This is a genomic window from Tsuneonella sp. HG094 (assembly GCF_053819285.1).
This window is the reverse complement of sequence record NZ_JBSORA010000001.1, coordinates 1,778,510-1,801,994: the sequence shown is the minus strand read 5'-3', so window position 1 is coordinate 1,801,994 and position 23,485 is coordinate 1,778,510. Positions and strand designations below refer to the sequence as shown.

Genomic DNA, 23,485 nt, shown 5'->3' with positions numbered 1-23,485 from the left:
GAGCGGTTACGCAGCGAATTATTCCGGCTTCGATCTGGATCGGGCCGCGCGAACGATCAGAGGCAGGCCTCGAGATAGGCCTGGTCGAAGCCGAACTGACGCGCCTTTTCAAGTGTGTAGGGGCGCAGGCCGGACGAACGGAACTCGCCGAGGATCTTGCCGTCCTCGCTCTCGTCGAGATACTCGAACTTGAAGAGCTCCTGCGTCACGATCACGTCGCCCTCCATGCCGATCACTTCGGTCACGTTGGTTGTACGGCGCGAACCGTCGCGCAGGCGTTTCACCTGTACGATCAAGTCGACCGATTCCGCGATCTGGCGGCTGATGGCTTCCTTCGGGATCTTGATGTCGCCCATCAGGATCATGTTTTCCATACGGCCGAGGCACTCGCGCGGACTGTTCGCGTGAAGCGTGCACATCGATCCGTCGTGGCCGGTGTTCATGGCGGCGAGGAGGTCGAAGCACTCCGCGCCGCGAATTTCGCCCAGGATGATGCGGTCGGGGCGCATACGCAGGGCGTTCTTCACGAGGTCGCCGATGGTAATGGCGCCCTGGCCTTCGAGGTTCGGCGGGCGGGTTTCCAGCGGCAGCCAGTGCGGCTGCTGCAGCCGGAGTTCGGCCGCGTCCTCGATGGTCAGCACGCGCTCGCCCGGGTCGATCATTTTCGACAAGGCATTCAGCATCGTCGTCTTGCCCGAGCCGGTACCGCCCGAGATGACGACGTTCATCCGGCACGCACCGGCAATCTTAAGCGCGGTCGCCATCTTGTCGCTCATGCTGCCGAAGTCCCGCAGCATGTCGATGGTGATCGGCTTTTCGGAAAACTTACGGATCGAGATCGCGGTGCCGCGCAGCGAGAGCGGCGGCACGATCACGTTGACGCGGCTGCCGTCCTTGAGGCGGGCGTCGGCCAGCGGGGTGGTCTGGTCGACGCGGCGGCCGACCTGGTTCACGATCCGCTGGGCGATCTGGAACAGGTGCTGCTCGTCGCGGAACCGGATCGGCGCGATGGTCAGCTTGCCCTTCTTTTCGATGTAGGTCTGGTCGGGACCGTTGACCATGATGTCGCTGACATCGGGATCGTTGAGCAGTTCTTCGAGCGGACCGAAGCCGAGCAGCTCGTCTATCAGCACCTTTTCCAGCGCGAACTGTTCGCGGCGGTTGAGGGTGACCTTGAGCTCGGCGAGAACCTCGAGGATGATCGGGCGGAATTCTTCCGACAGCTCGTCCTTGGTCAGCGTGGCGGCCGCTTCGGGGTCGACGCGTTCGAGTAGGCGCGGGAGCACCTGTTCCTTGATCTTGTGGACACTGGCTTCGAAGCCGCCGACCTGCTGCTGCTCGTGGATGGCGTTGGCGCGGTCGGCCAGGCGGGTCATCGCGTCGGCCTGCTTGTCAATGCCGCCGCCGCCACCCCCGCCATGACCGGCGAACGGGTCTTCCTCGGGCAGAGGCGGGAACTGGTCGCCCCCTTGCGGCGCACCGCCTGGCACGCCGCCCTTCATGGGCCGAGCAACACCGAACGACGGGCGAGCCCCCGGGTTCATCCCGGCCGGCCCGTTCTTTCGTCCGAATGCGCTCATCTGTGGTCCCCAACCCTTACGAAAATCAAACACATCGCAGTTTGCGCCGGATGGCGAAAATGCGATTTGCGGAGATGGTGAATATCGTCGAAAGCTTGAATATTCCTAAATGACCCGACGCTTCGCGCAGCGGGCAACGCACAGGGGCCGGATGACGGGAATGCATGTCTGGATGCCGCTGGTCCGCACGGGTACCGGTTCCGAGGCGTACACTCATATGCTCGCCCGGCGTCTGCGTGAGCGCGGTCACCAGGTCACGCTCGATGCCGTCCCCCACGGCTTCCAGTATGCGCCCTGGCTCGCGGCGCTGTCGGTCCCTCGGGACGCGGACGTGACTCTCGCGAATAGTTGGAACGCCGCCGCTTTTGCGTCGAACCGCGTCCCGCTGGTGTCGGTTTGCCACCTAGTCGTCCATGACGAGCGATTGGCGCCCTACAAGTCGCATGCCCAGTCGTTATTCCACCGACGGTTCGTACTGCCCATGGAGCGCGCCTCGATCCGCAAGGCGGCGATCAACGTGGCGGTCAGTCCGATGGTGGCTCGTCAGATGGAGACCATCCTCGGCGCCGGACCTGTAATGACAGTCAACAACGGGGTGGATGTCGACTATTTTCGCCCCCGCGACGACCTTGTCGCAAAGGCCGATCGTCCTTTCCGGCTACTCTTCGTGGGCAAGCCCAGCCTTCGCAAGGGCTTCGACATCGTCGATCGGATTGTCGATCGCCTCGGCGACGAGGTCGCCTTCACCTGTGCGGGCGGATATCCAACCCGCGACCTGCCGCGCCCGACTGGCACCTATACCGGCGTTCTCGACAGGGCCGAACTGCGAGAGGCATATCGCGGCGCCGACATGCTTCTGTTTCCCTCGCGGATGGAAGGCCTCAGCCTGGCAGTGGCTGAAGCGATGGCGTGCGGGCTTCCGGCCGTCGTGTGCGAAGGATCGGCCATGGAAGACTTCGTGCCACACGAGGCAGGGATCGTACGTCGGGAAGACGACATCGACGGATTCGTCGAGGCGATCTCCGAAGTCATGCGGGATCCCGCGCGTCACCACTCGATGCGAACGCGAACGCGGGCCTTCGCGGCCGAACACCTGTCCGAGGAGCGGTGGGTGGACGGGATGGAGGCCGTATTACGGAAGGCCTGCTCGCCTGACGCGATCGATTAGCGAAAACGGCGCTTGATCGCAGCAAGGTGGTCGCCGATCCTCGTTTGCCGGAGCTTCTTGAGACTGAGCGCGCGCCATTCCGGCCAGGTCATATGCCCGTGTTCCAGGTAGGTGGCAGTTCCTTTCCACGCATTGGCCTGTGCCATCCAACTGCCGATCGCCGTACTCATGGCTGCCGCCGCATCGAGATCGGGGTGACGGGCGAATGTCTTGGACCGCGCGCGCGCAGCGAGTTCATCCAACACCTTGCCAAGTCGGGGCTGCTCCGGAGGGGTCCAGTACCGATGCCCGGCGACGATCTCGTCAGCGATGGCTGCCGCGTCGAGCTTGCGGCAAGTCGGTCGACCGGAGAAGTTGTTCGCCTCGCTGGTCGCATAGTTCTCGGGACTGATATAACCATCGCCTCCGAAACGATCGTACATGTAGACCGGCGTTCTCGAGGCGAGGGCATAGCGAACCGTCTTGCCAATCGTAACGACGCAGTCGGCCCATTCGATGTCCGAAGGCTCGAGCCGCTTGAACTCGCGGCTCCTGCCCAGAAAGCGGGTTTCGAAACCGCGCACCCTCAGCATCGCTTCGGCTTCCAGCAGTTCGGCCGGTTGATTGTTGCTTACGAAGAGAATGCGGCGCAGCGGACGTTCCGCTCGATCGAAATGAAACGGGTTCGGGGCTGCATTGTCAAAGTGGGTGGAGGCACCGCGCGCAATGGCGGTTTCGCGGCTGTTGCAGACCACTTCATCGGCGTACGTATCGAGGATCCCGGGCGGGAGCTTATCCATCAAATCGTAGGGTGACAGCGAAACCCATACGATGAAGGGCACGGAAGTGCCCGGTGAAAGCCGGTCGAGCAGCGGAAGCACAGCGTGTTGCTGCGCCCACACCAAGTCGAATTCGGACAGATCGATGGTGTCGAGCGGGCGCCAGTCATGCAGGAGCGACCTGACAGGGTCGACGCACCAGAACGAACTGGTCGTCGCCCCGAAATGCTCTGCCACCTCCAGTGCGACGATCTCGGAGCCGGTCCATTCGGCAAGAAAGTCATTCAGAACGAGGACGCGCATCTGGTGGGAATGAGGCAGGTCGAATAAAAATCAAGCGGCTTTTCCGGCCAACAGCTGCGTATGATCGCCCGCCGTCGCCAGTCTCGCGAACGCCGGGACGTTCTGGGCAAGGTCGGCGAAGCGTCCCGAAGCCACCAGTGCGGCGGATTCGAAATAGTGGATCACGTCGCAATCCCTGATGGTGCTGAGCCGGTGCGCGATACTGACGATGGTGCGGTCGCCGCGCATGGCATGGATCGCTTCGGTTATGGTGCGTTCGGTGAGCGGGTCCAGCGCCGAGGTCGCCTCGTCGAAAAAGATCACGCTGGGCCGGTTGTAGAGAGCTCGGGCGATGCACAGCCGTTGCCGCTGGCCACCGGACAGTCGGCTTCCCTCGTCGAGCATCTGGCTGTCCAGTCCGTCGGGCATTGCCTTCACGACATCGGCGAGAGCTGCCATCTCGAGTGCGTGCCATACCTGGTCGTCGTCGACAGATTCCGGCACGCGGCCGAAAGCGACGTTGTCGCGCAGCGAACGCGAAGACAGGTAGGGCGATTGCCCGACGTAACCGATGCTGCGATACCACTGGCGGCGAACAGCGGGCATCGGCATTCCGTCCACGGTGATGCTGCCGGACCCAGGTTCAAGCAGGCCCATGGCGATCAACGCCAGCGTGGTCTTGCCGCTGCCAGACGGGCCGCACAGACCGACGAACGAGTTCGCCTCGATCGCGAGGGTGACGTCGCGAACCGCCGGAGCATTGCTGCCAGGGTAATGATAGGTGACATCTGCCAGCGCCAGTCTGCTGAGGAGGGGGGCAACCTGGGCCTGTTCCTCAACCGGCACGGCCGGTGCAAGTCGGTAGCTATCTTGCTCGGCCAGGTCGTACTCCTGCTCGAACAAGTCCATCAGGTGCTGTCCGTCGCGAACCCGCTGCAGGTTCTCGGTGGTTCGCGACAGGATCGACGTCAGCCTCAATCCCACGAAGCCGAGCAGGGCCAATGCGGGAAAGGCCGATTCGATGCTCTGTTGCGAGCGAGCGAAATATGCCGCTGTGAGCACGATCGCTCCGGCAATGACGAGTTCGTTCACCGCGCGCGGCAGAAGTTCCATGCCGCGCACCCGCCGTTCGGTCAGCGAGAACACCCCGTTTGCCTTGCTGAATCGATCGACGACGGTCGGGACGGTCCCGCTCAACCGTAAATCGACCGCACCGCGGAATCCGTCGGTGCGAATGAAGTTGAGGTTGCGCAGTGCGTCTTCGCGCAGGATCGCGAGACGCTGGGCGACGTTCTTCGTTCCCTTGAGCATGACCGCCTGCGCGAGTCCCAAGGTGCCGACGATCAGCATCAGCAGCCACGGATCGACGAACGCCACCAGCAGTCCAAGCATGACCACGACGAGGATAAGGTCGACGATCACCATCACGGCAGAGGTCAGCACAGCGCGAAACAGGGTGACCGTGATGTTGAGGGAGTGCTGATAATCCTGCACCGACCGGGTCAGGAACTTCTCGAGCGGACGGTCAAGCAATTGCGCGAAGAAGCGTGACGAAACCCGCTCGTAGGTCTTGAGCACGAACCGCATGAGCAGGAACCGGGTTGTTACATCGAGCAGGTTCTTGGCCAGGAACACGGCCATCAACGCGAGTCCGCCGTAGATCGTGCGATCCCAGGCGGTCTCGACCTGGAAGTCCGGCAGGCGCGACAGGACTGCCGAAGCGATATCCGTCTCGTGGCCCACGACTACCGCGATGTAGCTGAACAAGGCCATCGCCGCGACGACCTCTGCAAGGCTGCTCACGATGAGGAATGCCAGCAGCGCACTCAGGTGAACCCTGTCGCCGGCATTGAGATGCCGCCAGAGAAGGCGAAGGGAAGGAAAGAAGTTGTCCATCGGGGTGTCGTTGAATCCGGTGTCAAATGAACTTGCGAAGGACGGCTTCGGCGCGGCGCAACTGGTGCCACGCCGCGGGGGGCAGGTGCCACTTCAGGTATCGGCGCAAGAATGCAATCCGATACGCGCGCGCCGTCGGAAAGGTCTTGCGGTCTGGTGTTTGGTACCGCCAGTTGGGCAGCCACAACTCGCCGATCGTGCGCCAAATCCGCGTGCCTGCAAGCGCGTCATGTGGCACGACCGACAACCGCTTGTAGAGCGCCGCAGGCGGATCGGTACACAGCCGCTTCCAGACCGCGCGATTGTATGTCCGCAGCTCGGACGAGGCGACAAAGCGAAACGAGCGACAAAACTCCTCCGCGAACCTGCGCACACCCGACCGCGCGGCGCGAATGTGCGCATCGCGTACCTTCTCGGCAGGGGACTTGGCATAGTGGACGACTTCGGTGCCTTGCGGCGTTCGGCGGAGCCAGGCCGCACTTGGTGCCGAATCCGCAAACACGAGCTCGAAAAGCTCGACCGAGCGCATCATCACCTTCGAGAGGTCGTGCGGACGCCCACGGTTGAACAGATATCCTTCGAACCCCGGTGACGGGTTCGCATCGGCGTGCGAACCGATGAAGAAGCCGGGAATATCGTGCCCGAGCAGCTCGTTCAGCCGAGAAGGGGAGGTCAACGCCCAGCCCACGTCGACCCAGGCGAACCGGCGTCCGACGTCCAGCATTGCGAGCTCGTCCTTGAGCAGGTCTTGCAGCGCGGCCTTCTCGCTTTGCGCCTGCTCGATCAGCAGGGGCTTGAGCTCGTCAACAGCTTCCCGGACATCCTGGACCGCGTCGACGCCGCTCATGCTCTCGGCCAGGTGATCGAGGCGAAGAACCGACAGGATCTGGCGCTTCGACAGGCGCTTCTGGCCCGCGAACAGGCTCTTTATCTTGCCGAAATCGCCGCTCTCGAAGGCGGGGAATACTGCGAGCCGGCGCGACGCGGGCATGAGGCGCCAAGTGATCCCCTCGGGTGCCAGGACGTCGAGGACCTCGCCGACCACGCATCCGTCGCGGGCCAGCAGAACCAGATGCTCGATCCCCTGTGCCCGGCAGCGTTCGAGGATGTGCGCAACGAAGCCGACGACGAGGGGGCCGCCGAAGTCGTGTCCAAACGTATCGATCGAAGAAGTCAGCGACTGCCGATCGTTCAGTTTGTCGCGGGCAATCGCTCCCGCCACCAGGCTGGTGGTGGTGCCGCCATGCTCTTTCAGAATCGCGGCAAAGTGTTCGCAATTTGCACCGAGAGATGCGGTCGGATGCTGCGACTGGAGGGCGACGACGCCCTGCTCCAGGGCCATCGCGACGTCTGCACTCGAATGGTCTCCGGTGTGGAACAGCTCGTGTGCTTCGATGCCTTCGGCCTTGCAGACGACAGGATAGAGCGCCCCGTTGTACTTGCCGCAATTCGCCTCGCGATGGTCTGACGATGCGTAGATTGCATCGAACTCGTACCCTTTGGATGCCAACAATTCCCCAACCTGCGACGCGCTTAGGTAGGTGTCGGTGATTGCGATCACTCTCTTACCCATGCTGCGCAGCTTTCGCACGAGCGCAAGCATCGCGTTGTTCGCGAAGAGGAACTCTCCTTCGATCTCCAGTTCGACTGCCTGCGCAATGTCCGCGTCGGGCAGGAAGCCTGCGGGGAATGCGGCGTAGATTTCATCGAGGCTCACTTCGAACGAGTCCGCACGCGTCGTGCGCCGCGCCCGCGCCTCAGCCTCGAAACGCGCTTCGGCAAAGCCCGGCACGCCAAGCCGCTCGCCAACCAACGTGAAAATGTCGCGTGGAAGCACAACCGCGCGGTGAACGAGCGTGTCGAAGACGTCGAAACTGACGACCTTGGCGGCCTCGGCCAAGACGAGGAATTGATCGTGATCGATCGACAGCAGAGACGTCGGTTCGCGCGACGACTCGTTCGCAGAGCGCGAAAAAATCAACTTTTGGGCAGACTGGAGCCGGACGGGCGAAGGCGCAGCCTTCGGCTGGTGGGCAACGGACCCGGTGATACTCATGATGGGATCACTCCGTAGAACTTCATGGTTTCGCGGGCGACACGCGGCCAGGCATATTTCTCGCGGGCCCGCGCAGTCGACGCCTTCACGAAATGGGCGCGCCGATCTGCGCTCCACGCGGATACGGTTTCAATTGCCTCGGCCCAGGCCGGCGCATCGGCGGACTGGAGGAGAAACCCCGTTTCGCCGTCACAGACCGCTTCGACCAGGCCGCCGGTGCGCGCAGCAAGGACGATTCCGCCGGCTGCAGCCGCTTCGCACGCAACAAGCCCGAATCCCTCGAACTCGCCGTTGGCCGGCTCGATGTTGGGCACGACGACGCACATCGCCCGCGCATAAGCTGCGCTCAGCGCCTCGCGATCGAGCGGCCCGAGAAACTCGACCTGGGGGTGCGCGAGAACATGGCGTTCACTCGCATCCCAAGCGGTTCCGGCGATGCGAAGCCGGGTCGAGGGCGAAAGCAGCGGCAAGACCTCGCGAACGAACCAGCCGCAGCCCTTCCGCGTCACGAGACGGCCAGCGAACAGCAAGCTGCCATCATGTCCGGCAGGTGTCTCGCGGGGTGCGATGTCGGTGGCGAGCGGTACGACTGCTGCCGTGCTCCAGCCGGTTTCGGCGGCTGCCGCAGCGGTCGCGGAAGAATTTGCGATCACGCGAGCGCGGCGCATCAGTCGTGCCCCTGCTTGCAGGTAAAGGCCGTACAGAGTTCCCTTCACACCGCCGCGCCGGTGATAGGCGACATCGGTGCCGTGCGCCGAAATGACCACGCGCTGCGCAAACAGACCCAGTGGCCACAACGCCATGTCACCCAGATGCATGGTCGCCGTAGTCGCGCGAACCGTGAACAGTGCCCAGATCACCTTGAAGGGAAACAGGAGCAAGCGCCATGTGGCTGGCGGCCGCCCGTCGATACGCCCAGGCAACGCGACGACGCGTACGGGGCCGAGGCGGGCAAGTTCTTCCGCCATCCGGTATGACCAGGTTTCCATTCCCCCGACCGCGGGCGGCCATTTGCGGGTCACGAACACAACCTGCGCCGGGTCCAGTTCGGACGCGCAAACAGGTGCTTCGGTTGACAGCCCGGTCATCAGAAGTCGGTCCAGTACGGGCGTGGAGGAGGGGGAGTGCTCGGCCGCGCGAGACGATCGCCCCAGAACAGACGCGCGGACCGATCACCTCTGGCTGCAAGTGTATGGAAGCCGCGCTCGACGTGAATGACGTCCCCCGGAGCGTACGCGCGGCCATCGATTTTCACCGGGCCGTCGTAGACAGTGTAGGGGCCGGGAACAAGGAATTCGGAGCGGCGGGGGGGGCGATGGGCCGGCACAGCCTTGCCGGCGATCCAGTAGGGACCCCAGAACCGCAGGTAATTGTCCCGCAGAGCGGCGGCGTCCGCGGCGACGAAATAGGGCGAACGGCCTTCGGAGGTCAGCATCTGCTCGAAGGTCAGGTAACTTTCCTGCTCGCTGGCAAGGACCAGCGGTACGGTGGTCTGCTCCATTCGCTGGCGCATGACCGGCACATCAGCGATGCGGTAGCTGACGATGCCCCAGGTCGTCATGAATACGTTGGCTTTTTCGAAGGTGCCGAGCATGCCGGCGAAATCGAAATATGCGACGGGCTGCGGAAAGATCGTGTCGGCCGCTTCCACCAAGGTGCGCTGCCGGTCGATCAGGTTGGTCGGGGTGACGATCCAGCTTGCAATCGGCGCAACCGTCACGACAGCCGCCAGCAGAGCCGGGGGGAACTCATCGAGCATTTCGCGCAGTTTGGGTGCAGCACCGCAAAGCAAAGGCGGGAGGATGAAGGAGTAGAAATAAGGCAGCGTGTTTCGGTAAATGAAGAACACCAGCGCAGTGGCAAGCATCCCGGCCAACGCGGCCTTGCGAGCGGGGGGCATTTCGGCACGCAGGATTGCGATGGGCGAAAGAAGGATCGCGACCACCTGCAACAAGCTCCCGAGCGTGAAGCCTCCGAGATATTTGGGGAATGCGGGCAGGCCAAGAGCGATGACGTAGCTCGTCGAGCTGCTGACCGTCGCTTTGCTTGCCGTATAGGCCATCCCTGATGTCACTGCTGGGCTCGTCAAGGACCACGAATGGAGCCCGTACAGTACGCCGAACACTGCAAGCGCGGCAGCTGCACAGGCGAACAGGCGTGCCGCATAGGTCCACGCATGATTGGCCTCGCTCCAACGCATCCAGGCCACGCCGACGAAGGCCGGGGCCAGCAAAACCGACTTGATCGTCACCATGCCGGAGAGACCGAGCATTATCGCGACCGCAGCAATATCGATGAGACGCAGGCGCGAAGTCAGAAGGATCGCAAGCGCAGACATCGTCAGTGCGGTCGCGAGCGGATCGACGCGGAATGCGTAGCCGTGCTGGAACACGTAAATGGACCCGAGGTAGGCGAGAGCGGCCATCCTTCCGGTTTCTCGGCCGGCGAAATGTGCGGCGATGCAGAAGATGGCGACCGTGGTCGTCAGTTCAGCAGCGAACATTACCAGGCGCCCGGCCACGATATGATCGACGCCGCTTCCGGGAAGCGATGCTAGCCAGGCGAACAACTGGACATGGAAGGTCTGCAATGGCGCGGTCAGTCGGCCGGCCACGTATTGTTCGACTTGCGAGTAGAAGTAGAACTCGTCCCAGTTGATGGCCCGCGCAAAGACGTGGTGCACTTGGAGCGCGAGGATCAGCGCGATGCAGGCCGGGACGATTTTTTTCTCCACTGCGCCGAGCAGTGAATGAAACCCCGAATTTTGGCGGAGAGCGAGAGACGCCATTCGTCAGGCCGCAATTTCTGCGTGCGGAACCTCAGCCTCGGGCTCGGCACCATTGCGGCCTCGCTCGATCCTGGCCAGTCGGGCCTCGATCCGGCGGACGTGTCGCAGGTTCGTCTCGATCAGCTTGCGATTTGCGGCAATAAGGTCGGCAAGGATGCCGAGCACGGCAACCAGCACGCCGAGAACCAGCAGCGATCCGCCGAGAACCAGCGACTGGATGTGTCCATCGCCATCTCCTGCCACGAGAAACGCCAGGAAGCGGACGATCGGAAGCATTCCGACCAGCGCGATGGCGCCGCCCGCGAGCATGAACACGCGCAGTGGATTGTACGTCGTATACGCGCGGGCGATGGTGATGCCGGTCTGGGTGATGAACTGGGGGATCGAGCTGAACAGGCGGCTTGGGCGTACCGCGCCATTGGTGCGAATCGGAACACTGACGACCTTCATCCGCTTGCGACCGGCCTGGATCAGCATGTCGGTGGTGTAGGAGAATTCGGTGGTGATCGTCAGAGCCTGAGCCGCTTCCCGCGTAAAGGCACGAAAGCCGCTGACCGCGTCCGTAATCTCCGTGCGCGAGAGAGTTCGCACGACAAGGCTGCCGAACCGCTGGAGGCGGCGCTTGAAGGGGCCGAAATGCGCGTTGCTGGCAACGCCGCGGTCGCCAATCACGATATCCGCTTCTCCGGCGACGAGCGGTGCGACCAGCTTGGCAATGTCCTCGCCGACATACTGGCCGTCGGCATCGGTATTGACGATAATGTCGGCGCCTTCCCGCAGTGCACGGTCGACTCCGTTCTGGAAGGCTGCGGCAAGCCCGCGGTTGCCGTTATGCTTGACGATGTGATGGACGCCCCAGCGCCGGGCGACTTCGAACGTGCCGTCACTCGAGCCGTCATCGATTACCAGCAATTCGATCGTGTCGATCCCGGCGATCTTGCGCGGGAGCGCGAGGATCGTTTCCGGCAAATGATCGGCTTCGTTAAAGCACGGGATCTGGATGATCAGCTTGGTCATGTGGCCCCCGAGGGCACGCGACGAACCGCACCCTTCCGATGCCGGTTTTCGCCGCGAGCGATTAAGAAAGCGTAAACTACGTTTGGCAGGAAAGCGGTGATGTCCGCCCGATGCGACTGGCGCCCGGTCGTCCAACTGGTATTGGCCTTGCCGACGAAGGGTTCGGGGGTCTGATTGCAACGCCAAGATCGCTCAGGCCTGCTCATCGCGCTCGTCGGTTTCGCGATGCTTTCCGTTGGCGATGCCGTGGTCAAGACGATGGTCGGCGATTGGCCGCCGACGGCAATCGCAGCATTGCGCTACATGATCGGCGCTGCAGGCCTGTCGGCGGTTCTATTGGCCAAGGAAGGTGTGGCGGGCTTCCGGCTCGTCTCACCGGGGCTGCAACTGGTTCGCGGCCTCGCGGTGGCGGTCGCAACAGCAGGCTTCTTCGGATCCCTGTTCCTCATGTCGTTGGCCGAGGCCACGACGATCGTCTTCGTCAGTCCGTTGATTACCGGGTTGGTGGCCCCGCTGGTCTTGAAGGAACGATCGAGTGGGGCGACATGGATCGCATCTTCTGCCGCGTTCATCGGTGTGCTCATCGTCCTGCGGCCGAATGTAGAGGAGATCGGCTGGCCGGCCATCCTTCCGCTCGGCGCCGCTTTCGCGATGAGCGCCCTGTTCATGGCCAACCGTGCTGCCGCAGGAATGGCAAGCGCGCTGGCGATGCAGGCCTGGCTGGCGATCGTGGCGGCGCCTACCCTTATGTTCGTGGCGTTCTTCGGGCATCTTTCTGGTGAGGCTGCTCTCGTGATTGCCGCGCCGTCGGTCTCGGTGGTCGCGAAGTGCGCAGTCGTGGCGTTCACAGCGAGTATCGCGCATTGGTTGATCTATCTCGGCACGACCCGCTCGGGCGCCGCCAGCGTCGCACCGATGACCTACGTCCAACTTGTCGTCGCTACTACCCTGGGCTGGTGGTGGTTCGCCGATCGACCCGATACGGTGACCCTGATCGGTGCGGCGGTCATCATCGGCGCGGGGCTTTATCTGTGGCATTCCGAAAAGAGAGCCGAGGCGCACGGCAAGGTTTGACGTATGCCCGCCGATGTCGCAGTTCGCGCAAACTTTCGGGCAGCCGAACCAAAAGGCGCTGCCCCTGCCCGGCTGCGTTAAGGAACGAAGAATATGTGTGGAATCATCGGTATCGTCGGCCGGGAAGAGGTTGCGGACCGCTTGGTCGATGGTCTGAAGCGGATGGAATATCGCGGGTACGACAGCGCAGGTGTCTGCACGATCGAAGGCGGCCAGCTCGTTCGTCGACGCGCGCAGGGTAAACTCGCCAACCTTGTGCACGAGCTCGCCAACAATCCCGCACCGGGCCTGGTCGGTATCGCCCACACCCGCTGGGCGACCCACGGCGCGCCGACTGCCCACAACGCCCATCCGCACGCGACCGACCATGTGGCGCTGGTCCACAACGGCATCATCGAGAACTTCAAGCCGCTGCGCGATGAACTTCTTGCCAATGGCCGGTTCCTCGAGAGCGAGACCGACAGCGAAGTGGTAGCGCACCTGATCTCGCAGGAAGTCGAAAGCGGTGCATCGCCCGAAGATGCGGTGCGGACCGTGCTGCCGCGCCTGCGCGGGGCTTTCGCGCTGGCGATCGCTTTCCGCGATCATCCCGAATTGCTGATCGGCGCCCGCCTCGGGTCACCGCTTGTCGTAGGATACGGCGAGGGAGAGACCTACCTCGGCTCGGATGCCCTCGCGCTCGCGCCGCTGACGCAGCAGATCGCCTATCTCGACGAGGGCGACTGGGTCGTCATCCAGCGCGACGGCGTGCAGGTCTACGACGTCGAGAACAACCCTGTCACGCGGGAGATCACGACCTCGGGCGCTTCGGCTGCTGCGGTCGAGAAGGGCAATTACCGCCACTTCATGCAGAAGGAGATCTACGAGCAGCCGACCGTCGTCGCGCAAACGCTCAAGAGCTACATTCGTCAGACCGAGAACACCGTCGCGCTGCCGCAGATCGATTTCGACCTGTCGTCGGTCCGCCGCGTGACGATCGTCGCCTGCGGCACGTCGTTCTACGCCGGGATGGTCGCCAAGTACTGGTTCGAGACCTTCGCCCGAGTGCCCGTCGACATCGATTTCGCGAGCGAGTTCCGCTACCGCGAACCGGTGCTGGAACACGGCGGGCTGGCGCTGTTCATCAGCCAGAGCGGCGAAACCGCCGATACGCTCGCGGCGCTGCGCTATTGCAAGGAGAACGGCCAGACGATCGCCGTGGTCGTGAACGTGCCCACCAGTTCGATGGCGCGCGAAGCCGACTTGCTTCTCCCGACGCACGCGGGACCCGAGATCGGCGTCGCCAGCACCAAGGCGTTTACTTGCCAGCTCGCGGTGCTGGCCGCGCTCGCGGCGCACCTCGCGGTGAAGAAGGGGCGAATGGACCGGGCCGAGGAGGAGGACATCGTCCGCCATCTCCTCGAGGCACCCGCCGCGCTCAACGCCGCGCTCGACCACGACGAGGACATTGCCGGGATGGCGCACCTCATCGCGCCGGCGCGAGACGTACTCTATCTCGGGCGCGGGCCGGACTATCCTCTGGCGCTTGAAGGCGCACTGAAACTCAAGGAAATAAGCTATATCCACGCCGAAGGATATGCGTCGGGCGAGATGAAACACGGCCCGATCGCGCTGATCGACGAGACGGTTCCCGTCATCGTCCTCGCCCCGTCGGGCCCGCTGTTCGAGAAAACCGTATCGAACATGCAGGAAGTCCGCGCGCGCGGCGGCAAGATCGTCCTCATTTCCGACGAAGAGGGCTTGGAGGAGGCGGGTGAGGGCTGTCTCGCCACGATCCAGATGCCCAAGGTCCACCCGCTCATTGCGCCACTCGTCTATGCGGTCCCGGTGCAACTCCTCGCCTACCATGTTGCCGTGGCGAAGGGGACCGATGTGGATCAGCCCCGTAACCTCGCGAAGTCGGTAACGGTCGAATGAGTTAGGCCGAAACGCGTGTTCGATTCGAGTGCACATCCAGAAGGGCATATTCGCGAGGATTCTTCGGGTGGCACGGTGCCGTGAAGGCCTGTTGGCCGACGCGCATACGGACACAAAGGCGGCTGCAAGGGCAATTTCCCGCCGCTTTCAGAGGGTTCGACGCGCATTTCGCGGCAACCGTTGCTAATGCGGGGATGGTTAATTTTGGGTTGCCCCGACCTAAGGAATTATCGTTTTTCTAAAGGGGTTTACTGGCGAATAACCTTTACTGCCTAAACGCGGGCGAGTGAGGGAAACCAGCGTCTCCAATTCGGAACTACCGGCCGAAGTGCCGGTGCTTGCGCTGCTCGGGTTGCGCGAGCCGGCGGGGGCCGACTGGCAGCGGCTGCGCGCCATGCAGTTTTCCCAAGTAAGCGACAACGCTTCGCTGCGCACAGTGGTGCACCTGATCTGCGCGATGCTGGCAATCTCGATCAACATCGCAATCGTGCCTTCGTATCTGTTCCTCGGCTTCGCCGCGGCTCTGGGAGCGTCGCTGATCTACGCTCGCCGGTCGGACCGCGCCTTATCGGGTGCCGAGCGACTGCGGATCGGGCGTGAAGAAATGCGCAGCAAGATACGCGCAACTGTGATGGTAGCGATCGCGTGGTCGATTCCGATCGTCGCGTTCGGTCAGTTCGGCGGCGATGCCGAGCGCAACGCGACCGGCTTGCTCATCGCCATCCTCCTTATCGGCTCAACGCTCGCGCTGGGTGTTGCGCCGATCGTGACGGTCGTCTTCGGTAGCATCGTCGGCGGCCTCGCAATCCTCTCATTCATTTGGTTCGGCCAATGGGACATGGCCGCGGCGACGATTCTGCTGATGTCAGTAGTGGCCGTCGGCATCGCTGGGGTGGCACGCATCCACTTGACTGCGTGCAAGGCCGAGGCGGGCAATGCCGAGAAGAGCGAGGTCGTCTCTTTGCTCCTGCGGGAGTTCGAGGAGAACCAAGCCGACTGGCTCTGGCAGATCGATACCAATCGCCTGATCCGTTCGGCATCGCCGCGTTTTGCTTTCGCGCTGGGCAGCAGGGTGGAGGACGTCGAGGGACGGCCGTTCCTGGAACTGATCAGCGGCGACGCCTGGGCAACGGGCAAATTCCCGTCGAGCCTCCACGATCTCGCCGAGCGACTGAAGCGGCGAGAGAGCTTCTCGAATCTGCTGGTCAAGGTCGCGATCGGCCGCGAACACCGTTGGTGGGAGCTGTCCGGCACGCCAATCCTCGACGACAATGGATCCTATCTGGGTATCCGCGGCGTCGGCTCCGATGTGACCGAGCAGCGCGAATCGAGCGAGAAGATCGCTTACCTTGCCCGCTACGATACGCTGACCGGCCTGCCCAACCGCCTCATGCTGACCGAGGCGCTCGGGGATGCACTGCGTTATGCCGAGCAGTGGCGTACGCGATGCGCGTTCCTGATGATCGACCTCGACCGCTTCAAATCGGTCAACGATTCCCTCGGCCACCAGGTCGGCGACAAGCTGCTGGCGCAGGTGTCGGCACGTCTGAAAGCGCTGATGGGCGACAACGAACTCTGCGGCCGGCTGGGCGGCGACGAGTTCGCGGTCGTGATCCGCGACGCGAGCGATCGGGGATGCATCGAACGGGTAGCGAAAAGCATCATCGCCCGCCTGTCGATGCCGTACGAGGTGGACCACCACACGCTCTACGTCGGGGCCAGCGTAGGCTCGGCGGTCGGACCGCGTGACGGCAAGACCGTCGAGGAACTGATGCGCAACGCCGACCTTGCGCTGTATCGCGCGAAGGACGACGGCGGCGGCGAGCACCGGAACTATGAGCCCTCGCTCCACGCCAATGCCGAAGAGCGCCGCCAGCTCGAATTCGCGCTGCGCCGCGCGCTGGAGAACCGCGAACTCGAGCTCAACTACCAGCCGGTTGTCGACGCCATCAGCGAGCAGGTCGTCAGCTTCGAGGCCCTGGTCCGCTGGAACAGCGCGCAGCACGGCTCGGTCAGCCCCGGCAAGTTCGTACCCATCGCCGAGGATACGCGCCTGATCGTGCCGATCGGCACGTGGGTCATGGAACAGGCTTGCCGCGAGGCGACCCGCTGGCCCGACAACGTCCGCATCGCGGTCAACGTCTCGCCAGAGCAGCTGTTCGAACCGGATTTCGCCTCGACCGTGGTGCATGCACTGACGATCAGCGGGCTCGAAGCCCGGCGTCTGGAGCTGGAAGTCACCGAGTCGATCTTTCTGCGCGATGCGAGCATCGCCCGCGCCTCGCTCGAGCAGTGCATGGCGCTCGGCTGCACCGTCGCGCTCGACGACTTCGGCACCGGCTATTCGTCGCTCGGCTATCTGCGCAAGATTCAGTTCTCGACCATCAAGGTCGATCGCAGTTTCGTGCAGGGCGCGGCGCAGGACAGTAAGGAAAGCCTCGCAATCATCCGCGCCGTGGTCGCCATGGCTGACAGCCTGGAAATGACGACGACTGCCGAGGGCGTCGAAAGCGCCGAGGAAGCCGAATTGATCCGCCGCTTAGGCTGCACCAAGATCCAGGGGTACTACTTCGGCCGACCGATGCGAGCCGATGATGCGCTGAAGCTCTTCCGCCGCCGCGCGGCTGACGAGCCGGATCGCTTGCGCGCCTGAGAAGCGCGGTCACGTGTGTCAGGCGCTGACGAGCGCTCCGACCGCGCTTTCGAAGAGGATCCGCCCGTCGCTGCCGCCAAGCTCGGGCTCGATCGCCCGCTCGGGGTGCGGCATCATGCCCAGCACATTGCCGCCGACATTGAGGATGCCGGCGATCCGGCGCTGCGAGCCGTTGATGTCCTCGGCATAGCGGAACGCCACGCGGCCTTCACCTTCGAGCCGGTCGAGCGTTTCGTCGTCGGCGAAATAGTTGCCGTCGTGGTGGGCAACGGGGAAGTGGACCGTCGAGCCCGCGTCGTAGCCGCCGGTGAACAGCGACTGGCTGTTCTCGACCACGAGCGGCGCGTTGCGGCAGGTAAAGTTGAGCTGCGCGTTGCGCATCAGTGCGCCGGGAAGCAGGCCGCTCTCGGTCAACACCTGGAAGCCGTTGCATACGCCCAGCACGGGCACGCCCCCCTCGGCTGCCTTGATCACCCCGCGCATGACCGGGCTGCGGCTGGCGATCGCCCCGCAGCGCAGGTAGTCGCCGTAGGAGAAGCCGCCCGGGATCGCGATGAAATCGAGCCGGTCGGGAAGGTCGGCATCGCCGTGCCAGACGCGCAGCGCCGGTTCGCCGGACACTTTCTCGATCGCCACCGCCATGTCGCGATCGCAGTTCGAACCCGGGAAGGTGATAACGGCGCCGCGAAAGGCCATCACGCCGTCTCCAGCTTCTCGATACGGTAGTTTTCGATCACCATGTTCGCGAGAAGCTTGCGGCACATCTCGTCGAGCGCGGCGTCGGTCGTGTCGTCGGCGACGTCGAGTTCGACGAGCTTGCCGACCCGGACGTCCTCCACCCCGGCAAAGCCGAGGCCTTCTAGCGCATGGTGGACCGCACGGCCCTGCGGGTCGAGCACACCGGGTTTGAGGCTGACGTGGACGCGGACTTTCATGGACGGAGCCTCGTGGCGCTGGTTGCGAGAAGGTTCGCCGCGCCTATGCCGATCCTGCGGAGGAAGGGCAAGGCGCGGACGGGCCGCTATCCGCCAGGACGGGCTGATCATCTTAAGAAATGTTGCCTAGCGAACACACCGTCGGGGCAATCCACGCATCCCGACCGCACGACAGCGGAAAATCGCCCTTCCGGGACTCGCGGGACTCACCCGTTTTGTTGCACTGCAATGGAACCTTTCCAAGTCTGGTCGGATCACATGACCGGGCGCCAACCGAGGGACCATACCCATGTCCGTCCACGCCTCCCGACTTACGATCCGTCTTGCTCTGTCTACTGCACTGACCTGCGGCTCGCTCGCTGTTGCCGCGCCCGCTTTCGCGCAGGACGCCGCCGCCGAAACGCACGATGGCCAGCTCGATGCGATCATCGTGACCGCCAACCGCCGCGAGGAAAACCTGCAGGACGTGCCGGTCTCGGCAGCGACTCTGTCGGCGGACACGGTCAAGACCGTCTTCGACGCCGGCGGTGAAGTGACCGCGCTGGCGGGCCGCGTGCCGGGCCTGTTCGTCGAAAGCTCGAACGGCCGCGCCGCGCCGCGTTTCTACATCCGCGGCCTTGGCAACACCGACTTCGACCTTGCCGCTTCGCAGCCGGTTTCGGTGGTGATGGATGACGTCGTGATGGAAAACGTCACACTCAAGAGCTTTCCGATTTTCGACATCGACCGGATCGAGGTGCTGCGCGGTCCGCAGGGTACGCTGTTCGGCCGCAACACCCCTGCCGGCATCGTCAAGATCGACACCGTCAAACCGGGCGACGAGCTCACGGCGAACGGCTCGTTCAGCTACGGCACTTTCAACACGTTCTCGATCGAGAGCGGCATCACCATCCCGATTGCGCCGGGCGTCGCCTCGATCCGCCTGTCGAGCATGTGGCAGCACCGCGACGACTGGATCGACAACGCCTTCACCGGGGTCGACGATTCCATCGGCGGTTACAACGATCGCGCAGGCCGCGCGCAGTTGCTGCTGACGCCGACCCCGTCGCTCTCGCTGCTCGGCTCGATCCAGTACCGTCGCCTCAACGGCACCTCGACCCCGTTCCGCGCGAACATCCTCGGCCCCGGTTCGAACGATCTCAATGCCAACTACGATCGCAATACGGTCTATTACGATGCCGGCGGCGGCAACGTGGCTCGCTACAAGGCGCTGATCGGGTCGCTCAACGCGCAGTACGATTTCGGCGGCGCGACGCTGACCTCGATCACGGCGTTCGCGAACAGCAAGGGCCGCAGCCGTGGCGACATCGACGGCGGCAATCTGGTAACCGGGCCGGGATTCATCCCGTTCCCGTCGGACACGCAGGACCAGATCGACCTCGACCAGTTCACGCAGGAAGTCCGCCTCGCCTCCGACGTGGGCGGTGTCTTCTCGTGGCAGGTCGGTGGTTTCTACTTCGACAGCGATTTCGACGTGACGACGGTGGGCTTCACCTTCCCGCCGCCGGTTACCGTCAACCACACCAACGAAAGCTGGGCGCTGTTCGGGCAGGGGACCTTCCAGCTGTCGGACCGCGCCAAGATCACCGCAGGTCTGCGCTACACCGAAGACGAGAAGGACTTCGTCGTCGTCTCCGGCGCCGCCCCGCAGCCGACCAGCGTGTCGGATGAGCGGCTGAGCTGGGATTTGTCGGCGTTCTTCGACTTGACCGACGATGCCAGCGTCTTCGCGCGCATCGCCAGCGGTTTCCGCGCGCCGACGATCCAGGGCCGCGACGTCGCCTTCTTCTCGCCGCCGTCGATCGCGACGAGCGAAAAAATCATGAGCTATGAGGCGGGCTTCAAGTCGGAACTGGCCGGGCGCACCGTGCGCATCAACGGCGCGGTGTTCTATTACACGATCGACGATCCGCAGTTCTCGGCCGTCGGCGGGGCGGGCAACCTCGTCCAGCTCGTCAATGCCGACAAGGGTCGCGGTTACGGCTTCGAACTCGACACGGCGTTCCAGCCCACCAGTGCACTCCGGTTGACCGCGGGCGTGAGCTACAACAACACGAGGATCCAGGATCCGAACCTGTTGGTGGGCGTCTGCGCGCAGTGCACCGTCACCGACCCGCTGGTCACCGTGGCGGGAACTCCGCGCGCGCGGGTCGACGGCAACCCGTTCCCCAACGCGCCGAAGTGGATCGGTGACGTGACCGCGCGGTACGGCGTGCCGATCGGCGCGGACGGAGAGCTGTTCGCCTACACTGACTGGACCTATCAGGGGGCGACCAACTTCTTCCTCTACGAGAGCCGCGAATTCAACGCGAACAACCAGTGGGAAGGTGGCCTGCGTGTGGGCTACGCGCGGACCGACGATTCGCTGGAAGTCGCCGCGTTCGTGCGCAACATCACCGATGCCGACAACGTGAAGGGCGGCATCGACTTCAACAACAACACGGCATTCGTGAACGACCCGCGGGTGTTCGGCGTATCGCTGCGCGCCCGCTACTGAGCGGGTGCTGACGGCGCGGCGGCGGGGAGGACGGCAACCTCCACCGCCGTCGGCACCAGGAACTTTGCCGCAGTAGCCTGGATGTCTGCCGGGGTGATGGCGCTCAGGGCATCCTTCGCACCGAGGAAACGGTCGATCCGGTACACCTCGGTCTGCGACCGCGCGACGAGCGGCAGCCACCCTCCGTTGCTCTTGAGCCCGTTCTCGTAGCTTTCGAGCAGCGGGCGCCGCGCCCTTTCGAGCAGGTCGGCGGAGACCGGCTCGGCCAACAGCCGCGCGACGACGGCGGCGATCGCCGCACGCGTTGCATCGACGTCGCTCACATCCACCGAGGCAGCGAGCGAGAACGTGCCGAAATCGCGCCAGATGTCCGACGGGTTGCTCGACGCGCTGGGCGAATAAGCCTTGCCCAGCCGCTCGCGGATTTCCTCGGTCAGTTCGAGCCGCATCACGCGTTCAAGCAGCTTGAGCCGCAGGACTTGGCCGAAGTCGCGATCGTCTGTCGTAGGCCAGGTCAACTGCAGCAGCGCCTGGTCCGCCTCGCCGGTGTGGGTCACGCTGCGCGCCGAGCGGTCGGCGGTGAAAGTGCGCTGGCGCAGGTCCTCGCGCGGGAGGAAATCGGCTTCGCGCGCCGGCAGCGCGCCGAGCGTTCGCCCGACGAGCGCGATGGCCGCGTCTTCATCGATGTCGCCGACCAGCGCCAGTTCGATCGCTCCGCGCGCCAGCCGGTCGCCGATCGCTTCTCGCAGGCCCTCGAACGTCAGTTTCTGGTAGTCGGCGGCGGGCTGCACGGTGAAGCGCGGATCGCCGTCGGACAGGATACCGCCGATCGCCGCACCCAGAGCGCCGCCGGGAGTGGCATCCTTGCGCTTGAACCAGTTTGCGATCTCGCGCTTGTAGCGAACCTCGCCCTCGCGCCGGTATCCGGGATCGCTGAGTCCTGCCGCGAGCAGTTCGAGCTGCAGGCCAAGGTCGCGCGGCGTGGTCGTGCCGCCGCTGAGGAATTCATCGCCCTGCGTCCCGATATTGAAGCTGACCGTCCGCCCGGCGAGCAGGGTGTCGAGCTCGTCCTGCGAATGCTTGCCGAGCCCGCCCGTGGGCAGCGATCCGACCATCGCGGTCGCCAACGGCTGTTCGCGCGTGTCGAGCAGCCCGCCACCGTCGAGCGCCAGCTGGAACCGCACCCGGTCCTTTTCGAGCGCGGTCTTTTTGAGGTTGAGGCGCACACCGTTGGCGAAGACGACCTGGCGGATGCCGAGCTTGCTTTCCACCGCATCGCTCACCACCGCCCCGGCCGGGCCGAAATCGGTGTAGGCGAAAGTCGCGGCGGTCGTCAGGTCAGGTGCCGCGATCGCTTCGGCCATGGCAGCGGTCCACGCCGTGCGGAGTTCGCTTTCACCGCCAACCGGCGGGGTGCGGCCCTGGAAGCGGATCAGCGGATCGTCGAGTGGCGCGGCGTCCGCGCGCAAGGCGGCGATGACCGCCGCGGGCGTAATCGAGGGCGCAAACGCCTCGAACCGTTCCAGCGCGCTTTCCGGGGTTGCAGGAATCAGGTCGTCGTCGAGCATCTGCTCGATTGCCGCCACGAGAGCGCCGTTGCTTCGGGTTGCCGCCGATGCCGCGGCGTTTTCCGACGACTGCCGGATGCGTGCCACTTGTTCGGAGACCTCGGCTTCGGAGAAGCCATACTCCAGCGCCCGCCGCCATTCGCGCGCGGCGACCGCGAGGCCGTCTTTCCATCGCCCATCGACCGCATCGACGATCAGGTTGGTCGCGCGCCCGTCTTCAAAGACGTCGCCGGTGCCGAACCCCGCGCCCCGGAACGGCGCGTCCTCACTGCGGGCAATCGCTTCGAGCCGCCGGTTGACGATGCGATAGCCGACCGAGCGAAGCAGGTCCTGCCGGCGGGTCGCGACGGTGTCGGGCTCGTCGACCCATGGCGACAGGCGGGTGACGCTGATCCGCTCCGACAGCGCCGGATCGAGATAGACATCGGTCGAATCCTTGCGGCCGATGTCGAGCGGGCCGGTGACGGGGGTGCTTGGCGCCGCCTTGCCCTGCCAGTCGGCGAAGCGCTTCGCGATCGCCTGTTCGACTGCGGCTACGTCTATCGCCCCAACCACGATCAGCACCGCGTTCGAAGGCACGTAGGCCCGCTCGTAAAAGCCGCGCAGCTTCGCCGCGTCTGCCCCGCGCAGCGTGGCGTCGGTACCAATCGGCAGCCGCTCGGCATAGCGTGCGCCAGGCGCGGAAAACGCCCACTCGTCGATCGTTTCCTTGAGCGAGTAATTCGTCCGGTCGCGCTTCTCGGCGAGGATCACCCCGCGTTCGCGCTCCACTGCGGCATCGGAAATGGTCAGCTCGCTGGCCGTCTCGCGCATCAGCATCAGCGCGGTGTCGATCAGCTTGGCATCGTTGCGCGGCAGGTCGAGCTTGTAGCTGGTCGTCTCGAACCCGGTCGAGGCATTGGTATCGGCGCCGAACGCCAGTCCCTCGCGCTCGAGCAGCTTGATCATCTCGCCCTCGGGCACGTTCCTCGACCCGTTGAACGCCATGTGTTCGAGATAGTGGGCAAGGCCCCGCTCCTCGTCGCGCTCCTCCAGCGAGCCAGAACCGAAGCGCAGGCGGACCAGCACGGTATCTTCGGGCGTGTGATTTTCGCGCAGGACATAGCGCATGCCGTTAGGCAGCACGCCGAAGCGGTACGCCGGGTCAACCGGGATGTCGCTCTGCTCGAATGTCCAAGTCGGCGGCGCGAGAGGGGCAACGGTCTCGGCGAAGACCGGGGCCGAGGTTGCGAGGAGGATCGGGAGGAGCAGACGCGACTTCATGCGCGCCTTCTTGCCCGCGGCTGCTGAACGGGG

15 protein-coding genes are annotated in these 23,485 nt (G+C 64.2%); 5 read left to right on the top strand and 10 right to left on the bottom strand.

Features of this window, described 5'->3' with window-relative positions; translation table 11 throughout:
* Positions 1-56: 56 nt before the first annotated feature.
* Positions 57-1,580, bottom strand: a complete 1,524-nt coding sequence (locus ACWPMX_RS09100) for a CpaF family protein (protein ID WP_455699712.1) — start codon at positions 1,578-1,580, stop codon at positions 57-59.
* Between the two features lie 151 nt (positions 1,581-1,731).
* Between ACWPMX_RS09100 and ACWPMX_RS09095 the strand changes: the two genes are divergently transcribed.
* Positions 1,732-2,748 carry a glycosyltransferase family 4 protein gene (locus ACWPMX_RS09095; RefSeq protein ID WP_455699711.1) on the top strand — a complete coding sequence of 339 codons (1,017 nt, stop codon included), beginning with the start codon at positions 1,732-1,734 and terminating at the stop codon, positions 2,746-2,748.
* Here ACWPMX_RS09095 and ACWPMX_RS09090 read toward each other — a convergent pair.
* The 6 genes from ACWPMX_RS09090 to ACWPMX_RS09065 are packed head-to-tail and all read right to left on the bottom strand — an operon-like array spanning position 2,745 to position 11,545.
* On the bottom strand, positions 2,745-3,809 hold the full coding sequence (locus ACWPMX_RS09090) for a hypothetical protein (protein WP_455699710.1): 1,065 nt from the start codon (positions 3,807-3,809) through the stop codon (positions 2,745-2,747). The two genes, ACWPMX_RS09095 and ACWPMX_RS09090, sit on opposite strands and share 4 nt — an antisense overlap.
* Positions 3,810-3,839: 30 nt before the next feature.
* Complete coding sequence (locus tag ACWPMX_RS09085; protein ID WP_455699709.1) at positions 3,840-5,684, bottom strand: ABC transporter ATP-binding protein; 1,845 nt, start codon at positions 5,682-5,684, stop codon at positions 3,840-3,842.
* A 22-nt stretch (positions 5,685-5,706) separates the two neighbouring features.
* The gene (locus ACWPMX_RS09080) at positions 5,707-7,740 is read right to left on the bottom strand and encodes an HAD family hydrolase (protein WP_455699708.1); all 2,034 of its coding nucleotides are present in this window, start codon (positions 7,738-7,740) and stop codon (positions 5,707-5,709) included.
* Entirely contained in the window at positions 7,737-8,828 is a 1,092-nt protein-coding gene (locus ACWPMX_RS09075; RefSeq protein WP_455699707.1) for a glycosyltransferase family 4 protein, read from the bottom strand. The genes ACWPMX_RS09080 and ACWPMX_RS09075 overlap by 4 nt, the downstream gene beginning before the upstream one ends.
* Entirely contained in the window at positions 8,828-10,474 is a 1,647-nt protein-coding gene (locus tag ACWPMX_RS09070) for a hypothetical protein (protein WP_455699706.1), read from the bottom strand. Before ACWPMX_RS09070 ends, ACWPMX_RS09075 begins: the two co-directional genes overlap by 1 nt.
* A 57-nt stretch (positions 10,475-10,531) precedes the next feature.
* Positions 10,532-11,545: a glycosyltransferase family 2 protein gene (locus ACWPMX_RS09065; protein ID WP_455699705.1), complete on the bottom strand. Its 1,014-nt coding sequence runs from the start codon at positions 11,543-11,545 to the stop codon at positions 10,532-10,534.
* A 174-nt stretch (positions 11,546-11,719) separates the two neighbouring features.
* Here ACWPMX_RS09065 and ACWPMX_RS09060 point away from each other — a divergent pair, with 174 nt between their 5' ends.
* The 3 genes from ACWPMX_RS09060 to ACWPMX_RS09050 all read left to right on the top strand — a co-directional run bounded on the left by ACWPMX_RS09060 (position 11,720) and on the right by ACWPMX_RS09050 (position 17,189).
* Positions 11,720-12,619, top strand: coding sequence for a DMT family transporter (locus ACWPMX_RS09060; RefSeq protein ID WP_455699704.1), 900 nt, complete (start codon positions 11,720-11,722; stop codon positions 12,617-12,619).
* Positions 12,620-12,712: 93 nt separating this feature from the next.
* On the top strand, positions 12,713-14,536 hold the full coding sequence (gene glmS, locus ACWPMX_RS09055; protein WP_455699703.1) for a glutamine--fructose-6-phosphate transaminase (isomerizing): 1,824 nt from the start codon (positions 12,713-12,715) through the stop codon (positions 14,534-14,536).
* A gap of 286 nt (positions 14,537-14,822) precedes the next feature.
* Positions 14,823-17,189 carry a putative bifunctional diguanylate cyclase/phosphodiesterase gene (locus tag ACWPMX_RS09050; RefSeq protein ID WP_455699702.1) on the top strand — a complete coding sequence of 789 codons (2,367 nt, stop codon included), beginning with the start codon at positions 14,823-14,825 and terminating at the stop codon, positions 17,187-17,189.
* 18 nt (positions 17,190-17,207) lie between these two features.
* On the opposite strand, the gene purQ is transcribed toward ACWPMX_RS09050, so the two are convergent.
* Together purQ and purS are read right to left on the bottom strand one after the other, a co-directional pair.
* Entirely contained in the window at positions 17,208-17,885 is a 678-nt protein-coding gene (purQ, locus tag ACWPMX_RS09045) for a phosphoribosylformylglycinamidine synthase subunit PurQ (protein ID WP_455699701.1), read from the bottom strand.
* Positions 17,885-18,124, bottom strand: coding sequence for a phosphoribosylformylglycinamidine synthase subunit PurS (gene purS, locus ACWPMX_RS09040; RefSeq protein WP_455699700.1), 240 nt, complete (start codon positions 18,122-18,124; stop codon positions 17,885-17,887). The genes purQ and purS overlap by 1 nt, the downstream gene beginning before the upstream one ends.
* A 289-nt stretch (positions 18,125-18,413) precedes the next feature.
* On the opposite strand from purS, the gene ACWPMX_RS09035 reads away from it, so the two are divergent.
* On the top strand, positions 18,414-20,621 hold the full coding sequence (locus ACWPMX_RS09035) for a TonB-dependent receptor (protein WP_455699699.1): 2,208 nt from the start codon (positions 18,414-18,416) through the stop codon (positions 20,619-20,621).
* Here ACWPMX_RS09035 and ACWPMX_RS09030 read toward each other — a convergent pair.
* Positions 20,615-23,452 (bottom strand): M16 family metallopeptidase, encoded by a 2,838-nt coding sequence (locus tag ACWPMX_RS09030; RefSeq protein ID WP_455699698.1) that lies wholly within the window; start codon positions 23,450-23,452, stop codon positions 20,615-20,617. The genes ACWPMX_RS09035 and ACWPMX_RS09030 overlap by 7 nt on opposite strands.
* Positions 23,453-23,485: the final 33 nt, after the last annotated feature.